The following is a 24,519-nucleotide window of genomic DNA, read 5'->3' on the forward strand; positions in this document are numbered from 1 at the left end:
TGGTTCCGCCTCAGCCGCGGACCACGCCGACATTGCGGAATGGCCGCGGGTCGGCGGGTGGGGTGGCGGTGTCGCGCAGCGTACATTGCCAGAAACCGACGTCGATCCAGCGGCCCTGCTTGTAGCCGATCTCGCGGTACACGCCGGCACGGCGAAAACCGACGGCTTCGTGCGTCTTGATCGACTGATCGTTGGGCAGCGAGATGACGCCGATCGCCTGGATGAAGCCCTGTGCGCGGAGCGTATCGACCAGCGCCTCGTACAGCAGGCGTCCGACGCCCTGGCCCTGCACCGCACCGGCGACATAGACCGACGTCTCGACCGTCCATTTATACGCCGGACGATCCCGGAACCGGGTGGCGTAGGCATAGGCGAGGATCGCGGCGTCGTCCTCGCCCGAGGTCGCGACGATCCACGGATACAACCCGTCCGATGCGGCCATGCGCGTCCGGATGGCGCGCGCGTCGGGGGCCTCGGTCTCGAACGACACGGTGCCGCCCAGCACGTAGGGCGCGTAGATCGCGGCGATGGTGGCAGCGTCCTCGGGACGCGCGGCGCGGATGCTTACCATTGCAGGACCTTTGCGAGCAGGGTTTCGGCGATCGTCCGGTCGGCGGGCGCAGGCGCCGCCGGCGACAGCGCGGCGCATTCCAGGCAGCGGACCTGCATCGACGGGCCCCGGACCAGCCGGCGTGCGTCGGCGATGGCCTGCGCGAACACCGCGCGGCGATCGGCGGCGATCCGGGCGAAGGCATCGCCACCGGCTGCGTCGTTCGCGTCGTCGGGGTCGCGGGCGAATGTCTCGGCGAACTTTGCCTGCCAGCTGACCGGCCGGTCGAGATACACGCGCTCGACCGCTGCCGGATCGATCTTGGCACGCCGCGCCGCCTCGGCGACGGCGTCGTCGATCCCGCCGAAGCGATCGACCAGCCCGATCTGGCGGGCGGTACCGCCGTCCCACACGCGGCCTTGCGCGATCTCGCCGACCCGCGCCGGCGTCATCCGCCGCGATTTCGCGACCAGGTTGATGAAGCGCATGTAGCCCGCATCGATCGACGATTGCAGCACGGCGTCGAGTTCGGGCGTGAAGCCGCGGAACACGTCGGGCTGACCGCTGAGCGGCGTCGTGCGCACGCCGTCGGCGGTCACGCCGATCTTGGCGAGCGCGTTCTCGAAGCTCGGCAGCACGGCGAAGATGCCGATCGACCCGGTGATCGTGTTCGGTTCGGCAAAGATCGTGTCGCCCGCGGTCGACACCCAATAGCCGCCCGACGCAGCCAGGCCGCCCATCGAGATGACGACCGGCAGGCCCTTCGCCTTTGCCTGGAGCACCGCCTGGCGGATCTGTTCGGACGCCATCACCGATCCGCCGGGCGAATCGACGCGGACGACCAGCGCCTTCAAGTCGTTCTTCGCCAGCCCGTCGCGGATCAGCTTGGCGATCGTCTCGCCGCCCGCGGTGCCGGCCTTCGCCTTGCCGTCGACGATCTCGCCGGCGACGGTGACGACCCCGACCTTGCTGCCGCCGGTCGGCAGCGGGTTGGCCGCGACCCAGTCCTTCATCGGGATGGCGGCGAAGCTGCCCGCGCGCTTGGCCGTACCTGCGCCGGCCAGTCGCGCCACCCGCGCCTCGAACGCGGTGCGGTCGCCCAGCTTGTCGACCAGCCCGAGGTCGACGTTCATCTTCGCCATGTCACCGCCGGCAGCGCGCACCAGCTCGGCCGGTCGCGCGATCAGGTCGGCGATCTTCGCCCTGGGCCGCGCCTTGGCGACAGCCTCGCGCCACTGGCTGAACAGCGTGCCGTACAGTGCCTCGCTCGCCGCGCGTGCGGGCGCGGACTGCTGCGTCTCGGTATAGGGCTCGACCGCCGACTTGAACTGGCCGACGCGGTAAACGTGGACGTTGATCCCCAGCTTGTCGATCAGCCCCTTGTAGTAGAGCTGCGACCCGCCCGGCCCCATGAACAGCGTGCCGCCCAGCGGGTTCATCCAGACTTCCGACGCATTGGCCGCGATCAGATAGCTCGAGTCGATGTATCCGGTCGCATAGGCGAGCACCGGCTTGCCGCTGTCGCGCACCCGGCGCACGGCCGACGCGACGTCGGCGACGGTCGCGGGATAGCCGCCGGCGAAGCGATCGAGATCGAGCACGACCGCCTTAACCCGGGCATCGCCGCGCGCCGTGTCGAGCGCGCGGATGACGTCGCGCGCACTCGCCTCGCGCAGCACTTCGCCGCCGCTCAGGCCCGCGAACGGATCGACCTCCGCCGGCTGCTCCACGACGCGCCCGTCGAGATCGATGACCAGCGCACCCGGCGTGATCGTCTTCGCGCCGGGACGGGCGTTGAGTGCCGCGAACAGGATGCCGAAGAACATCAGCAGCAGCGCCAGGACCATGAAGTCCTTGATGCCCACCAGCAGCTTCCACGCGCCACGCAGCAATTTCACGGTTGTCGGCACTTTCGAGAGGGGAGGTTTAACCCGAGTCCTAGCCGAGGGGCGGGGCAGGGGCAACGGGCTGTATTGCAGGGGTAAGACGCGAATGAACGATCGACGCCATTGACGGACACCCGCTCTTGATCGATGACTACAAATGTAGTCGAGTCGTGAGGGGCCGGGAATGATCGGGGCAATGATGCTGGTTGCGGTACTGGGCGATCCGGCCGGAGCGCGTCCGACCTGCGCGGTGATTGCCGCGGCGGTGCCGGCGGCGTGGCACTGCGTCCAGACCAGCGGTGGCTTGATCGTCGCCAAAGGCCGCGAGCGGGCCGACGCGCTCGCCGCGCTCGCGACGCAGGGCGAAACGCGGTTCCGGACGGCGTTCGACCGGAGCGCACCGAGCTACGCGGTCATCGAGATGATCGACGGGCGGGTCGATCCGGCACTCGACGCCCTGCTTGCGCGCAAGGGGGTGGTCTGGCGCCTGCCGTGGCTTTCGGAGACCGACATGGCCGAGGGGTATCGGGGCTCGATCCGCCGGGCAGTGACGGCAAAGGCCGAATCGCTGAAGTTCGACGCCGCGCGTACCGCCGCGATGGTCGAGGCTGCACTGGCGCAGCAGGCCGACCGTCTGTCCCCGGAGGCACTGCGTCGAAAGGAGGCCGCCGCGCTGCCGCACGAGCTGGGGCATGGCTGGTTCATCAACAGCTACTGGCCAAAGGCGGAGGTGCGCGTCAGCGACCATTACGGTGGCCCGGCGCCCGACTGGATGGACGAAACCGCCGCGGTGATGATGGAGGACGATGCGACGGCCGCCACGCGTCGCGCTCGCTTCGCCGAAATCTACCGCGGTGGTGATGCAGATGCGAAGGCGAAACTGATCGACCTGTCGACCTTTCTGTCCGGCGGTCATCCGGCGCTGCCGAAGATCGCGTTGCCGAAGGACGGCGCGCGCGTGCAGGTGCTGACCGGCGACGAAGGTGCCCGCGTCGCGGCCGCTGCCTCCGGTTTTTATCTGCAGGCGCGGCTGTTCGCCGACTATGTAGGTGCGCGCAGCGGGCGTCGCGACGCCTTCCGGTCGGTGGCTGAGGCCTTTGCGAAGGGGCAGACGACAGCACAGTGGCTGGCGGATTCGGGCACCCGATCGGGTCTGCCGACCACTGTCGCCGGTGTGCAACAGGATTGGGAGCGGTGGTTGGCGGAGCGCTTTGCCGCGCGCGGTTAGGCGCGCCCGCGCAACCGCTCGCGTTTGCAGCTTGGTCGTGAGCGGCTAAGGCACGCAGCCATGGACGCCATCCTCCCCATCAAGGCGCTGGATGCGTCCGCGCCCGCCACCGTGCGGGCGGAGGTGTTCGCGCTCCTTCGTCTCGCCGGGCCGCTGGTGGCGGCGAACCTGCTCCAGATGTCGATCTATGCCAGCGACGTGATCTTCGTCGCGCGGTTGGGGACGGATGTGCTCGCGGCGGCCACGCTGGGGGTGTACCTCTATTCCGTCGTCATGTTCGCGCTCCAGGGGCTGGTGGGCGCCGCAGCGCCGGTGATCGCCGCGGAGCTGGGGCGCAAGCGCCATGCGGTGCGCGAGGTCCGGCGGTCGTTCCGCATGGCGATGTGGCTGGCGGTGCTGGCCAGCCTGCCGTTCATGCTGGCGCTGGCCCATGGCCGCGACATCCTGTTGCTGATCGGGCAGGATATTCGTGCGGCGGGCGTCGCCGACCAGTTCCTCGACATCCTGCTGTGGGCGATGATCCCCGCCATCCTGGCGAGCGTGCTGCGCATCACCATCGCCGCGCTCGGGCGGCCGGGCTGGGCGATCGGAGTCGCGGCGGCGGCGTTGGGCGTCAACCTGCTCGGCAACTGGCTGCTGGTCTTCGGCAACGGGGGCTTCCCGGCGCTGGGTCTGGCGGGTTCGGCGATTGCCAGCGTGGTCACGTCGATCGCGATGTGTCTGGCTTATGCCGTGATCGCGCTCACCGACCGGCGCATCCGCCGGTACCGCCTGTTCGGCAACTGGTGGCGCACCGAATGGGCACGGTTGCGCGAGCTGATCCGCATCGGCGTGCCGATCGCCGTGACGCTGACGTTCGAGGGCGGTCTGTTCTCGGCTGCCGCCTTCCTGGTCGGGTTGATCGGCGTGACCGAAGTCGCCGCGCACGCGATCGCGCTCCAGATCGCAGCCGTCGCGTTCCAGGTGCCGTTCGGCATATCGCAGGCCGCGACGATCCGCGTCGGCATGGCGTATGGCGCGCGGAACCGGGTGTGGATCGGTCGCGCGGGGTGGGTGGCGCTGACGCTCGGTACCGGGTTCATGGTGCTGACGGCACTCGCCATCTGGGTCGCACCGCGCGCGTTCGTGTCGGCTTATATCGACGTCGATGCGACGGACAACGCCCGGGTCGTGACGCTGGCCGTCCAGTATCTCGCGGTCGCCGCCGCGTTTCAGCTGTTCGACGGGGCTCAGGTCGTTGCCGCGGGTGTACTCCGCGGACTTCAGGACACCCGCGTGCCGATGGTGCTGGCCGCGATCGGGTACTGGGTCGCGGGCTTCGGCTCCGCGGTGCTGCTGGGCTTTCCACTGGGGATGCAGGGGGTGGGCGTGTGGATGGGGCTGGCGGTCGGGCTGCTGGCCGTTTCGATCCTGCTGGTCTGGCGCTGGGCGATACGCGAACGGCTTGGCCTCGTTCCCGCCACGGTCTGACCGGTAGCGTCACGCACACGTCAAAAATTTGTTCCAGGGTCGTTGACGCCGCGCCGGCGCCTCCACATATCCCGGCTGCTGGCACTCGATTCCGTCGAGTGCCAAACATGCATTCATCCGACTGGATAAAGGGACACCCCATGAACTTTCGTCCGCTGCACGACCGCGTGCTCGTCCGCCGCGTCGAGGCCGAGGAAAAGACCTCGGGCGGGATCATCATTCCCGACACCGCCAAGGAAAAGCCGCAAGAGGGTGAGGTCGTCTCGGCCGGCACCGGCGCCCGCAGCGAGTCGGGTGAAATCCACCCGCTCGAGGTCAAGGCCGGCGACCGCGTTCTGTTCGGCAAGTGGTCGGGCACCGAGGTCAAGGTCAACGGCGAAGACCTGCTCATCATGAAGGAAAGCGACATCCTCGGCATCATCGGCTGAGCGATCGTTCGCACCTCTCAACTTTCTCAACTTCGTAATCTGAAAGGGTAGCCATCATGGCAGCCAAGGACGTAAAATTCGGCCGCGACGCGCGGGAGCGCATCCTGCGCGGCGTCGATATCCTGGCCGACGCGGTCAAGGTCACGCTGGGGCCGAAGGGCCGCAACGTCGTCATCGACAAGAGCTTCGGCGCACCGCGCATCACCAAGGACGGCGTTACCGTCGCCAAGGAAATCGAGCTGAAGGACAAGTTCGAGAACATGGGCGCGCAGATGGTGCGCGAAGTGGCCTCGAAGACCAACGACGTCGCCGGTGACGGCACGACGACCGCAACCGTGCTGGCGCAGGCGATCGTGCGTGAAGGCATGAAGTCGGTCGCGGCCGGCATGAACCCGATGGACCTGAAGCGCGGCATCGACCTCGCCGTCCTGAAGGTTGTCGAGGACGTGAAGTCGCGCTCGAAGCCCGTCTCGGGTTCGTCCGAAGTCGCGCAGGTCGGCACGATTTCGGCCAACGGCGACAAGGAAGTCGGCGAGAAGATCGCGGAAGCGATGGAGAAGGTCGGCAAGGAAGGCGTCATCACGGTCGAAGAGGCCAAGGGCCTCGATTTCGAGCTGGACGTCGTCGAGGGCATGCAGTTCGACCGCGGTTATCTGTCGCCGTACTTCATCACGAACCCGGAAAAGATGCAGGTCGAGCTGAACGACCCGTATATCCTGATCCACGAGAAGAAGCTGTCGTCGCTGCAGGCGATGCTGCCGATCCTAGAAGCGGTCGTGCAGTCGGGTCGCCCGCTGCTGATCATCGCCGAGGACATCGAGGGTGAGGCGCTGGCGACCCTGGTCGTCAACAAGCTGCGCGGCGGCCTGAAGGTCGCAGCGGTGAAGGCACCGGGCTTCGGCGATCGTCGCAAGGCGATGCTGGAAGATATCGCCGTCCTGACCAAGGGCGAAGTCATCAGCGAAGATCTGGGCATCAAGCTCGAGACGGTCACGCTCGGGATGCTCGGCACCGCGAAGCGCGTCACGATCGACAAGGACAACACCACCATCGTCGATGGTGCGGGTGAAGCCGATTCGATCAAGGGCCGCACCGACGCGATCCGCCAGCAGATCGACGTCACGACGAGCGATTACGACCGCGAGAAGCTCCAGGAGCGCCTCGCCAAGCTAGCCGGCGGCGTTGCCGTCATCAAGGTCGGCGGTGCGTCGGAAGTCGAAGTGAAGGAGCGCAAGGACCGCGTCGACGACGCGCTGCACGCGACCCGCGCGGCCGTCGAAGAGGGCATCGTCCCGGGCGGTGGTACGGCGCTGCTGTACGCGACCAAGGCGCTCGACGGCGTCGAGGGTGCGAACGAGGACCAGACCCGCGGCATCGATATCGTCCGCAAGTCGCTGACCGCGCTGGTTCGCCAGATCGCGCAGAACGCCGGGCACGACGGCGCCGTCGTCTCGGGCAAGCTGCTCGATGGCAACGACACGTCGCTGGGCTTCAACGCTGCGACCGACACGTACGAGAACCTGGTTGCGGCCGGCGTCATCGACCCTACCAAGGTCGTGCGCACCGCGCTGCAGAACGCAGCGTCGGTCGCCAGCCTGCTGATCACGACCGAAGCGGCCGTCAGCGAGCTGCCGGAAGACAAGCCGGCGATGCCGATGGGCGGCGGCGGCATGGGCGGCATGGGCGGCATGGACTTCTGATTTTCGACCGGAGCGGCGGTGCCGCTCCGGACAGAAAATCAGAACGGCCAGCGGTTCGGCGGCGTTGCCGCCAGACCGTCTGACGTCAGGGCGGCGGCTTCGCCGTCGCCCGCCCGATGCGAAAACCACGAAGGGTCGGTGGATCATTCCATCGGCCCTTTGTCGTTTGCTCGGATCGCCTGTAGAGTGCGGGTACGTCGCCGCAGGATGCCTCTATGCACGCCCGTCAGATCGAACAGATCCGCGATACTTTCGTCCACGTCCTGTTCGACCCCGAACGCGCGGCCGGTGTGTTCTACGGGCGGCTGTTCGACTTGGCGCCCGAGACTCGGCCGCTGTTCAAGAGCGACATGGACGAACAGGGACGCGTGTTGATCCGCTCGCTGGCAACGATCATCACCGGGTTGTCACGCTTCGACGCGATGGTACCGACGCTGACCGATCTGGCGATCCGCCACGACGGCTACGGCGTCCGCCGCGATCATTACGCGATCGTCGGCACCGCCATCATCGACATGCTGGAGGTCGTCTGCCCGGACGATTTCGACGACAGCGTGCGCGCGGCGTGGATCGAGGCGTACGGCCTGATCGCCGACACCATGATCGCCGCAGCCTACCCGCCCTCGCCGAACGCCGACGCTATCACCGGATAGACTGCGCGCGTCGGCCCATCACCCGGCCGCCTTCATCGCTTCGATGATCTTCTTCACGTCCTGGCTGCGGCCCTTCGGCAGGATCAGCACGTCGTTGCCGCTGGCGACCACGATCAGATCCTCGACGCCGACCAGCGCCACGCGGATGCCGTCGGCGCGGACGAAGCAGTTGCGCGTGTCGACCGCGATGACTTCGCCGGCATGGGTATTGCCCGTCGCGTCGCTGTCGGTGATCGCGTCCAGCGCATCCCAGCTGCCGAGATCGCTCCACCCCATCGCGACGGGCACGACGGCGACCCGGTTGGCCTTTTCCATGACCGCATAGTCTATCGAGTCGGAGGGCGAGGCGGCGAAGGCGTGCGGGTCGGGCCAGATGCGGATGCCGTCGCGCCGCGCGGCGTCCATTGCGGCTTGTGCAGCGGCGACCATCTCTGGCGCCTCGCGACCGAGAACCTCGAGATAGCGATCGGCGCGGAACAGGAAGATGCCGCCGTTCCAGGCATGACCGCCTTCGCCCAGCATCGCTTCCGCTCGGTCGAGCGGCGGCTTTTCGATGAAGCGCTCGACGCGGTGGACGCCCTGCGTGATCGGTTCGCCGACCTTGATCCAGCCATAGCCCGTCTCGGGCGCGTCCGGCGTGATGCCGAAGGTGACGAGCCAGCCGTCCTCGACCAGCGGGAGCGCCGCCGCGATCGCGGCATGGAAGGCAGGGACATCGGTGATGACATGGTCGGACGGCATCACCAGCAACGGCTGGTCGCCGCCGCCCGCCGCGATCGCGGCCAGCGCGATGGCGGGGGCGGTGTTGCGGCCCATCGGCTCCAGGATGATCGCCGCGGGCCCGATCCCGATCGCGTCGAGTTGCGTTTCGACATCGTCGGCGTGCGCGGCGTTGCCGACGACGATCGGTGCGGCATAGCCACGGTCGGGCAGCGCGCGGCGCGCGGTCAGTTGCAACATCGTTTCCTCGGCGGTCAGCGCCAGGAACTGCTTGGGGCGTTCGCTGCGCGACATCGGCCACAGCCGGGTGCCCGACCCGCCAGAAAGAATGACGGGTACGATCGATGGCGCGGCTGGCATTGTCGCGGAAACTCCCTGTTCGAATTTTATGAGACTAGTTGCCCGGTCGTAACAACGCATAAACCTGTCGGTATTTCCGCACGTTCAGGAAATCTTCGCCAATTTGCGCGACAGGGGATGCGTGTCGGTACGCTTTACACCCTGCTTGGCCGGATTGGGGGCGCCATGATCCGCCTGTTCAAACATTATGTGCCCAATGCGGTCCTGCTGCTGGGGGTGCTCGACATCATCCTGCTGATGATGTCCGCCGAATTCGGCTGGACGATCCGCGCCGCCCAAGTCGGCATGGCGATCGAACCCGTCCATACACGTCTGCCCCAGCTTGTCAGCTTTGCCCTGGCGATCGAGATCGCGATGGTCGGGGTCGGCGTCTATTCGGCCGAATCGCTGCAGTCGATCCGCTTCGCCGCCGTGCGGCTGACGGTCGGCATTGCGCTTGGCGTGCTGGCGCTGTCGGCGGTCTATTTTATCGTGCCGGCGTTCAGCCTGTGGCGATCGAACCTGCTTTACGCGATGGCGCTGGCCGTCGTCTCGCTCGTCCTGCTGCGCATCCTGCTGGGCAAGACGCTGGGCAGCCAGGCGTTCAAGCGCCGCATCGTCGTGCTGGGGGCGGGCGCGCGCGCCGAGCGGCTGCGGCAGTTGTCGCGGCGGCCGGGGGCGGGCTTCGCTGTCGTCGGCTATGTCTCGATGAGCGAAAGCAACCGCGTTATCCCCGAAGCGATTGCGCGCGACGCCATCTACAACCTTGCCGACCACGTCGTGCTGCTGAACGCCAGCGAAGTCGTGCTGGCGCTTGAGGAGCGTCGCAACGCGCTGCCGCTGAAGGATCTGCTCAGGATCAAGACGACCGGCGTCCACGTCAACGACACCTCGACCTTCCTGGAGCGCGAGACCGGGCGCGTCGACCTCGACAGCGTCAATCCGTCGTGGCTGATCTTTTCCGACGGCTTTTCGTCGGGACGGATGCTGTCGGGCGTCTTCAAGCGGTTGTTCGACGTCCTTGCCAGCCTGATCCTGCTGGTCTTCACGCTGCCGCTGATCCTGGCGACCGCGCTGGCCATCCGCATCGAAAGCAAGGGCGCCGCCTTCTACCGCCAGCGCCGGGTCGGCCTGTACGGGGTGCCCTTCGACTGCATCAAGCTGCGCTCGATGCGCACGGATGCCGAAGTCGCCGGGGTCGCGGTCTGGGCGGAAAAGGACGATCCGCGCATCACCCGCATCGGCCGCATCATCCGCAAGCTCCGCATCGACGAACTGCCGCAATGCTGGTCGGTGCTGAAGGGCGAGATGAGCTTCGTCGGTCCGCGCCCCGAACGCCCGCAGTTCGTCGAGGATCTGGAAACCAAGCTGCCCTATTATGCCGAGCGTCACATGGTGAAGCCGGGCATCACCGGCTGGGCGCAGATCAACTACCCCTATGGCGCATCGATCGAGGACAGCCGGCAGAAGCTGGAATACGACCTGTACTACGCCAAGAATTATTCGCCGTTCCTCGACCTGCTGATCCTGTTGCAGACGATGCGCGTCGTGCTGTGGCCCGACGGCGCCCGCTGACGGGCACCGCGCCGCGATGGAGCAACTGACCCTCTGGAGCCATGCGCTGGCGGCGTTGCTGTTCGCGGCCGTCGCGTTCGCGGCGGCGCGCGGCGATGTCGCGGGTCTGCCGCGACGGCCGCTGGTCGTGATGTTCGCGATCGGGGCGGCCTGGACGCTGGCGGTGGCGGGCGTCGGGGGGCTCGACCCGGCGACGCGGCTGATGGCCGGACTGCACGCGCTGGCCATGCTCGGCGTCATGGCCATCCTGCATCGTCGCGCCGCCGCCCAGCCGCTCGGCCTGATCCCGGTCTATGGCGTGGTGGCCGGGGTGATCGTGATCTCGACCATCGTGCAGATACTGTCTCTGGGCGCGCCTGCGTTGCCGATGGCGCGCTCCGGGATCGTTGCCGTCGCGACCCTGCTCAGGATGCTGGTCGCGGTGTCGGGCCTGGTGCTGGTCAACAACCTGGCGATGGCGCGAAGCGACGGCGCTGTGAGATTGTTGTGCGCGGCCCTGGCGATGGTCTGGGGAGCGGAACTGGCGGTGACGACGGTGTCCTATCTGTCGGGCGACTGGCCGGTCATGCTGTTCGTCTTTCGCGGCGTCTTGCTGGTCCTGTCGGCCGCCGTAGCCGCGCTCGCGCTGCGGACCGGGGCGCACCGGCCGGTCGCGGTGTCGCGCACGGTCGCCTATCAATCCTTTTCGCTGGTTGCGGTCGCCGCCTATTTCGCGGTGCTCGCGGCCGGGACCAGCGCGCTGTCGGCGGCCGGCGACTACGCCCGGATCGTCCAGACCGCGTTCGTGCTGGGGGTGACCGTCGCGGCGGTGACGCTGATGTCCTCGCCCTGGCTGCGCGCCTGGGCGAAGGTGAAGATCGCCAAGCATCTGTTCACCCACCGCTACGACTATCGCGCCGAATGGCTGCGGTTCACCGGAACGCTCGGTGCCGGGGAAGGCGACCTGCCGCTCGGCGAACGCGTGGTGAAGGCGATCGCCGATCTGACGATGTCCGACCGCGGCCTGCTGCTGGTACCCGAAGGCGATGGCCTGGGCGTCGGGGCGCGATGGAACAGCCTGGCCGCCGGCGGCACGGCGGACGCAGGCTTCGTCCGCCACCTGACCATGACCGCGCGCATCCTGGCGTTCGACGACCTGAGGACCGACGCCGCCGATCCCGTCGACCTGGCCTGCGTGCCGCAATGGATGCTGGACGATCGCGATATCTGGGCGGCGGTGCCGATGCTCCACCGCGACACGCTGGTCGGTGTCGTGCTGCTCGCGCGCCCAAGTGTCGACCGGGCGCTCGACTGGGAGGATTTCGACCTGCTGAAGGTCGCCGGCCGCGGCGTCGCGAGCTATCTGGCCGAAGCCCGCGCGCAGGAGGCTCTGGCCGACACGCAACGCTTCGACGAATTCAACCGCCGCACCGCCTTCATCGTCCATGACATCAAGAATCTGGTGAGCGGCCTCAGCCTGGTCGCCCGCAATGCCGAACGCCACGCCGACAATCCTGATTTCCGCGCCGATATGGTCGCGACGTTGCAGGATTCGGCGACCAAGATGACGCTGCTGCTCGGTCGGTTGTCGGCTGGCCCGCGTGGGCGGGCCGAACCGCCGGTAGCGGTGCCGCTGCTCGATTTCGTGCAGCGTATTGCCGCCACCCGTCGCGCCGGGCATCCGATCGTCGCCGGTGGCGACGGGCACGCCGTTGCACTCGCCGATCCGTCTCGCCTCGACCAGATCGTCGCGCATCTGCTGAGCAACGCTGTCGAAGCCAGTCCGGCGGCCGAGCCTGTCAGCCTGACCGTATCGGTCGAGGGCGAGCGCGCCGTCATCGCCGTCATCGATCGCGGTTGCGGCATGTCGCCCGGCTTCATCCGCGACCGCCTGTTCCGTCCCTTCGCCTCGTCGAAGCCCGATGGCTTCGGCATCGGCGCGTTCGAGGCGCGGCAACTGGCCGAAACCATGGGCGGCACCGTGACCGTCACCAGCCGCGAAGGCGAGGGATCGACGTTCCGCGTCATCCTGCCCGCCGCCGCCGCCATCGAGATTGCCGCATGACCGACAACGTCCTCCTGATCGTCGAGGATGATCCCGCGCTCCAGCGGCAGTTGCGCTGGGCGTATGATGGTTACCGCGTGCTGGTCGCCTCAACCCGTGACGAAGCGCTGACACTGCTGCGTGCGGAGGAGCCGGCGGTCGTCACCCTCGACTTGGGCCTGCCGCCCGATCCCGACGGTACGACCGAGGGCTTTGCGACGCTCGCCGAGATGCTGGCGCTGAAACGCGACCTGAAGGTCATCGTGGCGTCCGGCCACGGCGCGCAGGACAGCGCACTACGCGCGATCGGTGAGGGCGCATGGGACTTCTACGCCAAGCCGATCGACATCGACGCGCTGGGCCTGATCGTGGCCCGCGCGTTCCACGTCCATGCGCTGGAGGCGGAGAACCGCCGGCTGGCCGCGGCGTCGGCGGTGGGTGGGACGACCGTTCTGGGCGGCATGATCACCGCCAGCCCGGAAATGCTGAAGGTGACGCGCACCATCGAACGTGTCGCCTCGGCGGACGTGTCGGTGATGCTGCTGGGCGCGTCGGGCACCGGCAAGGAACTGCTTGCGCGCGGGTTGCATCAGTCAAGCGGGCGGAAGGGTGCGTTCGTCGCGATCAACTGCGCCGCCATCCCCGAGACGCTGCTCGAAAGCGAGCTGTTCGGGCACGAGAAGGGCGCGTTCACCGGCGCGGTGAAGACGACCGAGGGCAAGATCGAGCAGGCGCACGGCGGCACGCTGTTCCTCGACGAAATCGGCGACGTGCCGCTGCCGCTTCAGGTTAAGCTGCTGCGTTTCCTGCAGGAACGCGTGATCGAGCGGATCGGCGGGCGCAGGGCGATCCCGATCGACGTCCGCATCGTCTGCGCGACGCACCGCGACATCGACGCGATGGTCGCCAACCAGAGCTTCCGCGAAGACCTCTATTATCGTCTCGCTGAGATCGTCGTGCGCATACCGTCGCTGGCCGAGCGCCCCGGGGACGCCGCGCTGCTGGCCAAGGCCTTCGTCAAGCGCCACGCCGCGCATATGAAGAGCGGGGCGACGACGCTCGCCGCCGATGCGCTGGCCGCAATCGACGCGCATCGTTGGCCGGGGAATGTCCGCGAGCTCGAAAATCGGGTGAAGCGCGCGGTCATCATGGCGGAGGGGACAAAGATCACCGCCGCCGACCTTGATCTCGGCACGCGCGAGGATGCGGCCGCGATCAACCTGCGCCATGTCCGCGAACAGGCCGACCGCAAGGCGATCCGCCACGCATTGGCGCGCAGCGACGGCAATATTTCCGGCACCGCGCGTCTGCTGGGGATCAGCCGGCCGACGCTGTACGATCTGATGCGCGCCTATGACCTCCAGCCGTAGGCGTCGCTGGCGCCGGCGCGGCGCGTCCCGGACATCGCAGGGTAGCCGTCGGCGATTGCTGGGTCCGATCGCTGCCGTCGTGCTGCTGATCGCGGCCGGCCTGGGTGTGCGGGCGCTCCTGCGTCCAACCGCCGTCGAGCGGGACGCGAACACGCTTGTCGCGCGAAGCGATGCCACATTGCGGGCCGGCAATGTCTCCGGCGCGCGGGGGCTCGCCCGTCAAGCGGTCGCGGCCGACGTGTCCTCGGCACCGGCGCATCTGGCCGCGGCCCGCGCAGCCCTGGCGGAAGGCGACGGACTGACCGCGGAGGCCGAGATCGGTCGTGCGGTCGATGCCGGGACGCCGCGCGCGACCACGCGGGCGATGAGCGCCCATGCCCGGCTGTTGCAGAACGACGCGACCGGCGCGCTGGCGATCGCGCAGACCGCGCCCGATGCCGACCGCAGCTATGCCCGCCGGATCGAGGCGTTGGCGCTCGCTGCCAACGGCGACATTGCCGGCGCGCAGATGGTGTGGAACCGCGCGCTGGCCCAAGCGCCCGATGATGCCGCACTCTGGAGTGACATTGCGCGATTCAGCCTAGCCCAAGGAGATCTCGGCCGCGCGCGGCTGGCAGCGGACCGCGCCGTCGCGCTCGATCCGGCCCGTGTCGATGCGCTGCTGGCCCGGGCGCGCGTCGCGCGCTTGCGCGTCGGCTTGGTGACGGCGCTGCCGTGGCAGCGGCGGGCGCTCGCGCGCGATCCGAACAGCTACGCCGCGCTGATCGACCACGCCGCGACGCTGGGCGACGTGGGGCAGGGGCGGGCGATGCTGGCGACGACGCGGCGCGCGCTGGCCGTTCGGCCCGGCGATCCGCAGGCCTTCTACCTGCTCGCCACGCTGGCGGCGCGGACCGGCAAGTTCACGCTTGCCCGCGCGCTGTTCGACCGAGTCGGTGGCGGGTTCGACCGGACGCCGGGCGCGCTGTTGCTCGGAGCCATGCTCGACATCGACGGCGGCGACAACGAACAGGCGGTGGCGCGGCTGCGCAACCTGATCGGCCTGCAACCGATGAACATCCGTGCGCGCCAGTTGCTGGGCGTGGCGTTGCTTCGGCTGGATGCGGCGCAGGAGGCGCTGGCGACGCTGCGGCCGGTCGCGCTGCGCGACGACGCCGATTCCTATACGCTGATCGTATCGGCCCGCGCGTTCGAGCACACCGGAGACCGCGCGACGGCGGCGGGGCTGCTCGACCGCGCCGCGACGCTCGGCGCCGGCCCTGCGCGGCAGTTCGCGGCGGAGGACAGCATCGCGATTACCGCCGCCGCGGCAACGGCCGGCGATGTCACGACCACCGTACCGCTGCTGCGCGCGCTGCTGGACGAACGGCAGACGCAGACCGCGGTGACGGTCGCCGCCCCGCTCGTTCGGTTGAGCGCGATGCGTCCGGCTGCGTGGCTGGCTTACGGCGATGCGCAGTATCTGGCCGGCCGTCGGTCGGCGGCGGCCGGTGCCTACCGCCGCGGTGCTGCCCTGCGCCTCGATGCGCCCGCAATGCTCCGGCTGGCGGCGACCGACGATGTCCGTTCCACGCTCGACCACTATCGCGCGGCCAATCCGGCGGATCCGACCGGCTGGCGGCTTGCGGCGCTCAGCGCCCTTGCCCGACAGGACCCCGCCGCGGCGCGCGGCCCGCTTGAGCGATTGCGCACGCTCTCCGACGGCGGCGATGCGGCGGTGCTGGCGGCGCTGGCGCTGGTCTACGATGGCGAGCAGGCGGTCGCGACGGGTGCCGCGGCGTATCGTCTCGCGCCGGCGAGTGCGCTTACATGCGACGCCTACGGTTGGGCGCTGCTGCGTGCCGGCGATCGGACCCGTGCCGGGCAGTTGCTGCGCAAGGCGGCGATCCTGGCACCGACCAATCCGCAGGTCCGCTGGCACCTGTCGCAACTGCGCGCATAAGACGCTAGGGGCGCAGCGATGACCGAAGCCCTCGACCGCATTGCTGCCGCTCTCGAACGGCTGGCCCCGCCGCCTGTACCCGATGCGGACCTGACCGCGCATCCGGCCTATCTTTGGGACGGCCGTGCGCTCACCGCCGCGCGCAGCTTTGCCGCACTGCCGCTCGATACGCTGACCGGGATCGACCAGCAGAAGGCGGCGTTGGTCAGCAACCTCGGGCGTCTGGCTGCGGGCCATGCCGCGCACGACGTGCTGTTGTGGGGCGCGCGGGGGACCGGAAAGTCTGCGCTGGCCGCCGCCGCCGCCGCGGCGACGGGAGTGGCCTTGGTCGAGGTCGCGACCCACACGCTCGACAGCCTGCCGCGGTTGTTCGCCCGGATGGCGACCAGCCCGCGCGCCTTTGCGGTATTCATCGACGACCTGGGCTTCTCCTCGCCCGACGAGGCGCGCACGCTGCGCTCGCTGCTGGAAGGCGGGGCGGAGGCGCGACCGTCGACCGTCCGGTTGCTCGTAACATCCAACCGCCGCCACCTGGTCGCGCGCGATATCGCGGAGCAGAGCGGAGGCGCGATCAATGGCCTGCCGGCGGCAGGCCATAGCGCCGGAGCCGGCTCGTGGAACGAGCCGCGGGCGATCAACCCGCGCGACGTGGTCGACGACGCACTGGCACTCGCCGACCGCTTCGGCCTCAGCCTCGGCTTCCATGCGATCGACCAGGATACGTATGTCGCGATCGTCGCCGGCTATGCCCGGGCGTACGGCTTGGCGTTCGACCCGCAGGATGCGATCGGCTGGGCGACCCGGCGCGGCAGTCGGTCGGGACGGGTCGCGTGGCAGTACGTCGTGGAGCTGGCCGGCCGCGCGGGGCGCACCCTGCCGCGCTGATTTGATCGCAAGCCGCGGGAGGCGGGGAACGCGACGGTGCGCTATATCGGTGGCATGACGACAGACGACGCCACTGCCTGGGCCGCCTTCGAAGCCCGCGACCGCCGGATGGATGGCCGGGTGATCGTCGCGGTCACCACAACCGGCATTTATTGCAAGCCGTCCTGCCCGGCCCGCCGCCCGTTGCGCGAGAACGTCCGTTTCTTCCCCGATCCCGCCGCCGCTCGTGACGCGGGATATCGCGCGTGCCGGCGTTGCACACCCGACGTGGTCGGCCGCGATGCCGAAGCCGTCACCCGCGCCGTCGCGCTGATCGAAGCGGCGGACGCGGGCATCGCGCTTGACGCACTCGCTACGGCGGTCGGCTATGCGCCCCACCATTTCCACCGGCTGTTCAAGCGCGCGACCGGCGTCACCCCCGCCGCCTATGCCCGCGCCATCAGGGCCGATCGCGCGGCGACTGCGCTGTCGAGCGGCGACAGCGTCACAGCGGCGATCTACGACGCGGGCTATACCGCCCCCAGCCGCTTCTACGCGACCACAGCCGATCGCCTGGGCATGACCCCATCGGCGTGGAAGCGCGGCGGGGCGGGCGTGACGATCCGCTGGACGGTGGCGGCGACCAGCCTTGGCCCGCTCCTGATCGCCGCGACCGACAAGGGCCTGTGTCGCGTCGCCTTCGATGAGGACGAGGCACTTCTCTGCGCGCGCTTTCCGAACGCGCAGATCGTCCGGGGCGGCGGGGCGCTCGACAAGTTAGCCGTGCGGGTCGTGGCCGAGGTCGAGAGCCCCGGACGGCACACCGACCTGCCCGTCGATGTCCGGGGCACGGCGTTCCAGGAAGCCGTGTGGCAGGCATTGCGCGCGATACCGAAGGGCGAGACGCGCAATTATGCCCAGATCGCGGCGGCTGCGGGTTCACCCAGTGCGGTCCGCGCGGTCGGGACGGCGTGCGGCGCGAACAGCGTTGCGGTGGTCATCCCGTGCCACCGCGTGACGCGGTCGGACGGCGACATCGGCGGCTATGCCTATGGCCCGGAGCGCAAGCGCGCGTTGCTGGCGCGCGAGACGTAGCGCGCCGGCGCAGGGCGACCTAGGCCGGCCAGACCTGCACGCGCTGTTCGCAGAACACCGCGGCGCCATAGCTGGTCAGGAACGAAACGTCGGCGGCATCTCGGCCCACGCCGATCTTGGCCATCTCGCCCGCCACCGCCATGCCGGTCGGGTCGACCAGATGCCACGCTCCGCCCAGGAACACTTCCGCCACCGCGTGGAAATCCTGCGGATCGACGCCAAGTGCATAGACGCTCGCGATCCGCGCCGGGATGCCGGCCGCGCGCGCCAGCGTGATGAGGACATGGGCATAGTCGCGACAGACGCCCTGGCGCTGGACGAAGCTTTCCAGCGCGGTCGTCGCCGATGTGCTGGCGCCGGGGCTGTAGGTGAATTTCTCCTCGATCCAGTCGCGGATCGCCGCGATCTTCGTGCCGCCGGTCAGTTCGTCGAATTCCGACGTCACGAAATCCTCGAACAGGTCCGACGGGCAGTAACGTGAGGCCATCAGATACTGGACCGTCTCGCCCGGCAGCTTGTGGAAGGGGACCGCGGGCAGGGTGGAGATATCCGCCAGCATCCGTTCGACCCGCACCGTCGCGCGGTACTCGACCGCCATCCGCCCGACGACGCGCAGCCAGATCCGCTCGCCGATCGCATCCTGCGCGGGCACACGCGCGAAATGCTCGCTGTGCGATACGTCCAGATGCGCCGCAATGATGGTCTGTTCGGGGATCGCCGCCGCTTCGATCTGAAGCAGCACGTCGCTCGGCTCGGCGAAGTCGTAGGTGAAGGCGGCGTGGATATGGATCGTCATGGGGCGCCCAACGGCTAACTCTCGAAAAGGGGTGCAAGCGCCTGACCGCAAAAGGGAAAGGCGGCGTCGATGGCGGTCGTGCGGAACCGGTCAGGTGGTGCCGGTCACTCCGCCGGTTTGCAGGAATAGACCAGTTTTTCATTGGGCACCGCGGGCAGCGCGGCGCGGATCGCGGATTGCTGGCCCGACAGGTTGGCGCGGGCCGCCGCATCGCTGGTGCAGGCCTTTATCTCCACGCCCTGCCGCAAGCGCCGCGCCTCGGTCATCCGCGCGTCGTCCAGAAAATAGCGCGTCTGGGTGTAGATGCGCGTGCTCGGCCGATAATCGAGGATCGACACCGTCGCCTCGCCGTCGGGGACCAGCACGCGGCTCCAGCCGCCGCGGCCGTCCTCGGCATATTGCGTCCGCCCGTTCATGCACCCGTCGCCGCCCCAGGCGAGCGTCGTCGGCTCCGGCGTGGAGACGGTGACCCGGCTGCGCTCGGGGACGAAGGCACAGGTGAGCGGGCCGATCGCATCGCTCGTCCGCGCGTCGCTGCGCCCCGACGCCGACACGGCATCCGCATCGAAGTCGGGCCGCAGCCCGAACAGTGCGATCGCCGCGATCATCAGTACGCCGCCGCCGGCCGCTGCATAGCGCCAGCGCGGGTCGCTGCGCGAGGCGAGCAATCCGGCCGCGCCGATTGCCAGCGCGCCGAAGACCAGCGCGACCGCGGCGCCCGCCATGAAATTCTCGCGACGGACGGCATTTGCCGCGCGTGCCTGCACCAGCGCGTCGGCGCGCGCCTCCCGCGCTCTTTCCGTCGCTTCGCGTGCTTGGGCGTCGCTGGCGGAGCGGGCGGTCTCGTCCGCGGCACGGTCCGCGGCCAGGCGCTCCTCCATCGTCTGGCACGGCGTGGCGACGCTGGCGAAGGGCTGCTTGGCCCCGCGCAGGAAAGCGGCGACCTCCGCATAGGCAATCGCGAAGGCGAAGCTCGCATCGCCCTCGTCGCCGCGGGTCAGCGCGGAGTTCACGCCCAGCACCCGACCGCAGCGATCGAGCAGCGGTCCGCCCGAATTGCCGCGCGCGATACTGGCGGTGTGCAGCAGCATCTCGGTCCCCATCAGGCTACGGCGGCCGGAAAACACGCCCTGGCTGCGCACCGGCGACGTCGGCGTGATGAAGTCCGCCGACGACCGCGCCGTCGCCAGGTCGACATTGCCCGGATAGCCGAGCGCATACAGCGTCTCCCCCTCGTTGGCCGGGCCGGAGTAGAAGGCGAGCGGCGACAGGCGGAGGCCCGCCACTTCGATCAGCGCCAGGTCGCGTTCGGGATCGATCGCGACCAGCTTGCCCTGCACCGACTTGTCGCCTTGGGACGGCACCACGCCGATGACGACATTGCCCGGATAGCGCGCGGCGAGTTCGACGACGTGCGCGTTGGTCAGGATCCGCGTCGGCGACACGGCAAGCCCCGAGCCATGGCCGAACCCGACGACTTCGTCGTCTGCCACGGCGATCGTCACGATCCGTACGACACCGCGCCCGGCCGCCGAGATATCGTCGGCGAGTGCCGGGGTGGAAAAGGTGAAAAGCGCGAGAAAGGCGAGGATCAGCCGCATGGGCGGTGCCTAGCGCAAGCCCTACGCCTAGGGAATGGCTTCCGCTGTGGCGACGGGATTTCAGATTTTACGTAAATTGTGAAAGTCATCGTTAACGGCCGCTTTGCTATCGGGATCGATATGTCCCGATCCACCTTCCCCGGCGCCGCCATGGGCCAGCTGATTGCGGTTGCGCTGGTCATCGTCGCCATCGCCCTGTGGCCGCCGCAGCGCGGCGCGATGCTGATGATTCCGCTGACCGGCCACGCCGCCGATGCGATCAACGTCGCGCTGACCGGCCGGGCGGGGGTGCTGGCAGCCGGGCCGTTTCCGGGATCGATGATCGTCATGGGCGACCGCACGGCGCTCGGTCGGGCGGCTCTCCACCGCGGTATCCTGCTGCTGGCGGCGCCGGGTGCGCTGTGCAACGCCGGTGGAGCGGACGGGGTGCCGTCATGAACGAAAGGGACACGCTGGCAGCGGTGCCTGCGACGCTGGACCGGGTCCGCGCCAAGGGCATTCGCGCCTGGGCGCTGACCGGCTGGATCGCGCTGCTCGCGCTGATCATCCATGATATCGCCTCCGACACTGCGACGCCGCTGCCGCTATTGCTGGCGATCGGGATCGTCATCAACGTCCTGCCGACCGTGATGGCACTTCGCCATCGTCATGATGCCGAGGCCCGCCTGGTGATGGGGGCGCTGGCCGCCGTCCTGCCGGCGGTCGCTGTGTTCCAGCTGCAGGGCCACGCCTGGCAGATGGACGCGCACATGTTCTTCTTCGTCGCGATGGCGGCGCTGGTCGTGCTCGGCGACTGGCGGCCGATCGCGGTGGCGACCGTCCTGACCGCGCTCCACCACCTCGTCCTCGCCTTTCTGGCGCCGGGTTGGGTGTTCGCCGGTGCCGGCGATCTCGGCCGGGTCATGTTTCACGCCGTAGCGGTCCTGCTGCAGTTTGGCGTCCTGGCGATGGTCACGGTCCGTCTCGAGCGACTGCTCGGCGCGCAGGACCGCGCCATTGCTCGCGCGCGACGATTGACGACGACGGCACGCGACGAACGCGAACGGGCCGAACAGGCGCTCGGCAAGGCACATGAGGCCGAGGCGGTCGCAGCGAGCGAACGTACTGCGCGCGCCGCGGCGTCTGCCCGTGCGGCCGGCGAGCGCCGTGGCGAACTGGTGACGCTCGCCAACGAATTCGATCATTCGGTCACATCGGTGGTCAAGGCGATCGGCGTCGCGACCGAGCAGCTGGAGGCGTCGGCGATGCGGCTGGGCGATAGCACGCGCCATACCGATGCGGCGGTCTGCGAAGTGACCGCGGGTGCCGCGCGCGCGGCCGACGAGATCACGCTGGTCACCGGCGCCATCCAAGATCTGTCGCAATCGATCCGCACGATCGCGCTGGCCGCCGCCGACCAGTCAAGCCTGACGACCGCCGCGAGCGGCGAGGCCGAATCGAGCGTGCGGACGATCGCGCATCTGGAGCATCAGGCCGACCAGATCGAAAGCCTGGTCGACGCCATCCGCGAGATCGCCGGCAAGACCAATCTGCTGGCACTCAACGCGACGATCGAGGCGGCCCGGGCGGGCGAGGCGGGCCGCGGCTTCACCGTCGTGGCGGGCGAAGTGAAGACGCTGGCCACCGACACCGCACGAATCAGCGACACGATCAGCGGATTGCTCGCCGGCATTCGCGTCGGCGTCGCGGATTCCGCCGCGACCCTGCGCGGGGTCAACGACGCGATCGGCCAGGTCGCCTGCGCCGCCGGCGGCATCGCGACCGCGGTCGAGGATCACCGCGCGACCGCAAACGATGTCCACGTCTCCGCCGACCGCGCGATGCGGTCCGCCAACGACATCGAACTCAGGATCGGCGCTGTTGCCGAAGCGACGGGCGTTGCTTCGACGCTGTGCGCCAGCCTGCGCAGCAGCGCCGCCGAACTGAGCGCCACCGCCCGCCAACTCCGCACCTCGACCGACCTGTTCGTCGGCTTTCTGGACGACGACCAGGGACTGGCCGCCTGACCGTCCGGCGACTTACAGGAAATTATACGGGTCTACGTCGACTGCAACCCGTACCTTTGCACCCCAATCGAGTGCGCCCAGCCAGTCGCGGATGATGTCCTGTACGTCCAGGCTGCGGGTTGCGTGGACCAGCAGCCGGTATCGGTGGCGGCCGCGCAGCATGGCGAGCGGGGCAGGGGCGGGGCCGAACACGTTCATGCCCTCCACCTGCGGCGCGGTGCGGCCGATGGTGCGCGCGGTCGCTTCCGCTTCGCCCTTGTCCTCGCTCGACACGACGATCGCGGCGAAACGGCCGAACGGGGGCGCTTCGGCATCGCGGCGGTTCTCGGTCTCCGCGGCATAGAAGCTTTCGGCGTCGCCGCTGACCAGCGCCGCGATCACGCGGGCGCTTGGGGCATGAGTCTGGATCAGCACCTTGCCCGGCTTGGCTCCACGACCCGCGCGCCCAGCGACCTGCATGATCTGCTGGAAGGTGCGCTCGGCCGCACGCAGGTCACCGCCCTCCAGCCCCAGGTCGGCATCGATCACCCCGACCAGCGTCAGGTTGGGGAAGTGATACCCCTTCGTCACCAGCTGCGTACCAACGACGATGTCGATGTCGCCGGCCTCCATCCGTCCGACGAATTCCGCGGCCTTGGCGGGTGACCAGATGGTGTCGCTGGTCACGACCGCGACCTTCGCTTCCGGATAGAGCGCCGTTACTTCGTCCGCGATCCGTTCGACACCGGGGCCGCAGGCGACCAGCGAATCCTCGTCCTTGCACTCCGGACATGCCTTGGGTGTCGGATAGGCGTGGCCGCAGTGATGGCACGACAGGCGATGGATCAGCCGGTGCTCGACCATCCATGCGGTGCAATTGGGGCATTGGAAACGGTGCCCGCACGTCCGGCATAGCGTCAGCGGGGCATAGCCGCGGCGGTTGAGGAACAACAACGCCTGTTCGCCGCGCGCCAGCGTCGCATCGATCGCGCTCACCAGCCGCGGGGCGATCCACCTGCCCTTGGGCGGCGGTTCGGCCAGCAGGTCGATCGGTTCGATCTTCGGCATCTGCGCGGCACCGTAGCGGCCCGGCAGCTTCAGTTCGCGGTAGCGCCCCGCCTCGACCTGCGCGCGCGTCTCGATCGCGGGGGTCGCGCTCGCCAGCACCACTGGGCAGCCTTCGAACCGCCCGCGCATCACCGCGACGTCGCGCGCATGGTAATGAACGCCGTCTTCCTGCTTGAAGCTCGTCTCGTGTGCCTCGTCGACCACGATTACGCCCAGGTTGGCATAGGGCAGGAACAGCGCCGATCGCGCGCCGATCGTCACCTTCGCCTGGCCCGTCGCGATGCCCCGCCAGGCACGGCGTCGCTGCGATGCCCTGAGGCCCGAATGCCACGCGACCGGCTCGACCCCGAAGCGCGCGTGGAACCGCTTGAGGAACGGCTCGGTCAGCGCGATTTCGGGGAGCAGGACCAACGATTGCTGTCCCCGCCGGATCGCCTCCGCCACGGCTTCCAGATAGACTTCGGTCTTGCCAGATCCGGTGACGCCGTCGAGCAGGAACGGCTCGAACTCGCCCGCCGCGACCGACCCCTGCAGGATGCCCGCGGCATAGGCCTGGTCGGTCGAGAGCACCGGCGCGCCGAAATCAGGGTCGGGTTCGGGGAAGGGGGAATCGAGATCGACCTCGACGCCCTCGATAGCGCCGGCCTTGACGAGCCCGCGGATCACGCCGTCGCTGACATCGGCGATCGTCGCCAGTTCGCGCACCAGCCCCTGCCGGTCGCCGATCCGCTCCAGCGCCTGGGCGCGCTGCGGGGTCAGGCGGTCGGGGACGTGCCCCGTCGCGCGATATTCGACGATCAGCTTGGTCCCTTCGAGCGCGGAGGACGACGGCATCGTCATCCTCAGCACCGCGGCAAGGGGGGCCAAATAATAGTCCGCGGTCCATTCGACCAACCGCCGGAGCGGGGTGGGCAGGGGGGGCACATCGGCCACGCCCAGCAGGTTGCGCAGGCGGTTGTCGCCGACATGTTCAGACTTCAGCCGATCGGCATCCCAGGCAACGCCCAGCAGCTGGCGCGGACCCAGCGGCGCGACGACGATCGATCCCGGCTCGACATGCATCCCCTGCGGTACGCGGTAGTCGAGCGGACCGAGAGCCGAATTCATCACGATTACGCGGGCGCGGGAGGACATGGCACCCATATCGGGATTCCGGGCGACTCGGGGAAGGGCTTCGTTGTATCCTAGGCGCAATTCCCCGTGGTCCCGCTCGGTCGGGAACATGG

The 24,519-nt window shown here is 68.9% G+C and carries 19 protein-coding genes; 13 read left to right on the top strand and 6 right to left on the bottom strand.

Features of this window, described 5'->3' with window-relative positions:
* Positions 1 to 10 precede the first annotated feature (10 nt).
* On the bottom strand, positions 11 to 571 hold the full coding sequence (locus ASE86_RS06595) for a GNAT family N-acetyltransferase (RefSeq protein ID WP_056423844.1): 561 nt from the start codon (positions 569 to 571) through the stop codon (positions 11 to 13).
* The gene (sppA, locus tag ASE86_RS06600) at positions 565 to 2,448 is read right to left on the bottom strand and encodes a signal peptide peptidase SppA (RefSeq protein ID WP_056423846.1); all 1,884 of its coding nucleotides are present in this window, start codon (positions 2,446 to 2,448) and stop codon (positions 565 to 567) included. The genes ASE86_RS06595 and sppA overlap by 7 nt, the downstream gene beginning before the upstream one ends.
* 172 nt (positions 2,449 to 2,620) lie before the next feature.
* Here sppA and ASE86_RS06605 point away from each other — a divergent pair, with 172 nt between their 5' ends.
* The 5 genes from ASE86_RS06605 (at position 2,621) to ASE86_RS06625 (ending at position 7,915) form a co-directional block, all read left to right on the top strand.
* Positions 2,621 to 3,664, top strand: coding sequence for a hypothetical protein (locus tag ASE86_RS06605; protein WP_156347048.1), 1,044 nt, complete (start codon positions 2,621 to 2,623; stop codon positions 3,662 to 3,664).
* 60 nt (positions 3,665 to 3,724) lie between these two features.
* Entirely contained in the window at positions 3,725 to 5,134 is a 1,410-nt protein-coding gene (locus tag ASE86_RS06610) for an MATE family efflux transporter (RefSeq protein WP_082441721.1), read from the top strand.
* Between the two features lie 140 nt (positions 5,135 to 5,274).
* Positions 5,275 to 5,562 (top strand): co-chaperone GroES, encoded by a 288-nt coding sequence (gene groES, locus ASE86_RS06615; RefSeq protein ID WP_056423849.1) that lies wholly within the window; start codon positions 5,275 to 5,277, stop codon positions 5,560 to 5,562.
* Between the two features lie 56 nt (positions 5,563 to 5,618).
* A complete protein-coding gene (groL, locus tag ASE86_RS06620; RefSeq protein ID WP_056423851.1) occupies positions 5,619 to 7,262 on the top strand; it encodes a chaperonin GroEL in 1,644 nt (547 codons plus the stop codon).
* 215 nt (positions 7,263 to 7,477) lie between these two features.
* Positions 7,478 to 7,915, top strand: coding sequence for a globin domain-containing protein (locus ASE86_RS06625; RefSeq protein WP_056423854.1), 438 nt, complete (start codon positions 7,478 to 7,480; stop codon positions 7,913 to 7,915).
* A gap of 18 nt (positions 7,916 to 7,933) precedes the next feature.
* Here the strand turns inward: ASE86_RS06625 and ASE86_RS06630 are convergent, their stop codons facing one another.
* Entirely contained in the window at positions 7,934 to 8,995 is a 1,062-nt protein-coding gene (locus ASE86_RS06630) for a mannose-1-phosphate guanylyltransferase/mannose-6-phosphate isomerase (protein WP_082441723.1), read from the bottom strand.
* Between the two features lie 165 nt (positions 8,996 to 9,160).
* On the opposite strand from ASE86_RS06630, the gene ASE86_RS06635 reads away from it, so the two are divergent.
* From ASE86_RS06635 to ada, 6 genes are all read left to right on the top strand, one after another.
* The gene (locus ASE86_RS06635) at positions 9,161 to 10,549 is read left to right on the top strand and encodes a TIGR03013 family XrtA/PEP-CTERM system glycosyltransferase (protein ID WP_056423858.1); all 1,389 of its coding nucleotides are present in this window, start codon (positions 9,161 to 9,163) and stop codon (positions 10,547 to 10,549) included.
* Between the two features lie 16 nt (positions 10,550 to 10,565).
* Entirely contained in the window at positions 10,566 to 12,593 is a 2,028-nt protein-coding gene (gene prsK, locus ASE86_RS06640) for an XrtA/PEP-CTERM system histidine kinase PrsK (protein WP_056423860.1), read from the top strand.
* Positions 12,590 to 13,942, top strand: a complete 1,353-nt coding sequence (gene prsR, locus ASE86_RS06645; protein WP_056423862.1) for a PEP-CTERM-box response regulator transcription factor — start codon at positions 12,590 to 12,592, stop codon at positions 13,940 to 13,942. The genes prsK and prsR overlap by 4 nt, the downstream gene beginning before the upstream one ends.
* Before the next feature lie 79 nt (positions 13,943 to 14,021).
* Positions 14,022 to 15,884 carry a tetratricopeptide repeat protein gene (locus ASE86_RS06650; RefSeq protein ID WP_162233316.1) on the top strand — a complete coding sequence of 621 codons (1,863 nt, stop codon included), beginning with the start codon at positions 14,022 to 14,024 and terminating at the stop codon, positions 15,882 to 15,884.
* Positions 15,885 to 15,902: 18 nt separating this feature from the next.
* On the top strand, positions 15,903 to 16,769 hold the full coding sequence (locus tag ASE86_RS06655; RefSeq protein WP_056423864.1) for a DUF815 domain-containing protein: 867 nt from the start codon (positions 15,903 to 15,905) through the stop codon (positions 16,767 to 16,769).
* Positions 16,770 to 16,823: 54 nt separating this feature from the next.
* The gene (ada, locus tag ASE86_RS06660) at positions 16,824 to 17,843 is read left to right on the top strand and encodes a bifunctional DNA-binding transcriptional regulator/O6-methylguanine-DNA methyltransferase Ada (protein WP_056426729.1); all 1,020 of its coding nucleotides are present in this window, start codon (positions 16,824 to 16,826) and stop codon (positions 17,841 to 17,843) included.
* A gap of 19 nt (positions 17,844 to 17,862) precedes the next feature.
* Here the strand turns inward: ada and ASE86_RS06665 are convergent, their stop codons facing one another.
* Together ASE86_RS06665 and ASE86_RS06670 are read right to left on the bottom strand one after the other, a co-directional pair.
* Positions 17,863 to 18,639, bottom strand: coding sequence for a transglutaminase-like domain-containing protein (locus ASE86_RS06665; protein ID WP_056423866.1), 777 nt, complete (start codon positions 18,637 to 18,639; stop codon positions 17,863 to 17,865).
* A 104-nt stretch (positions 18,640 to 18,743) separates the two neighbouring features.
* Positions 18,744 to 20,240, bottom strand: coding sequence for a S1C family serine protease (locus ASE86_RS06670; protein WP_056423868.1), 1,497 nt, complete (start codon positions 20,238 to 20,240; stop codon positions 18,744 to 18,746).
* Positions 20,241 to 20,360: 120 nt separating this feature from the next.
* Here ASE86_RS06670 and ASE86_RS06675 point away from each other — a divergent pair, with 120 nt between their 5' ends.
* Together ASE86_RS06675 and ASE86_RS06680 are read left to right on the top strand one after the other, a co-directional pair.
* On the top strand, positions 20,361 to 20,678 hold the full coding sequence (locus ASE86_RS06675) for a hypothetical protein (RefSeq protein ID WP_156347050.1): 318 nt from the start codon (positions 20,361 to 20,363) through the stop codon (positions 20,676 to 20,678).
* Positions 20,675 to 22,246 (top strand): methyl-accepting chemotaxis protein, encoded by a 1,572-nt coding sequence (locus ASE86_RS06680; protein ID WP_056423873.1) that lies wholly within the window; start codon positions 20,675 to 20,677, stop codon positions 22,244 to 22,246. The genes ASE86_RS06675 and ASE86_RS06680 overlap by 4 nt, the downstream gene beginning before the upstream one ends.
* 12 nt (positions 22,247 to 22,258) lie before the next feature.
* On the opposite strand, the gene ASE86_RS06685 is transcribed toward ASE86_RS06680, so the two are convergent.
* Complete coding sequence (locus ASE86_RS06685; protein ID WP_056426732.1) at positions 22,259 to 24,427, bottom strand: primosomal protein N'; 2,169 nt, start codon at positions 24,425 to 24,427, stop codon at positions 22,259 to 22,261.
* Between the last annotated feature and the right edge of the window lie 92 nt (positions 24,428 to 24,519).

The sequence above is a fragment of the Sphingomonas sp. Leaf33 genome (genome assembly GCF_001421785.1).
In the GTDB taxonomy this organism is placed as follows: domain Bacteria; phylum Pseudomonadota; class Alphaproteobacteria; order Sphingomonadales; family Sphingomonadaceae; genus Sphingomonas.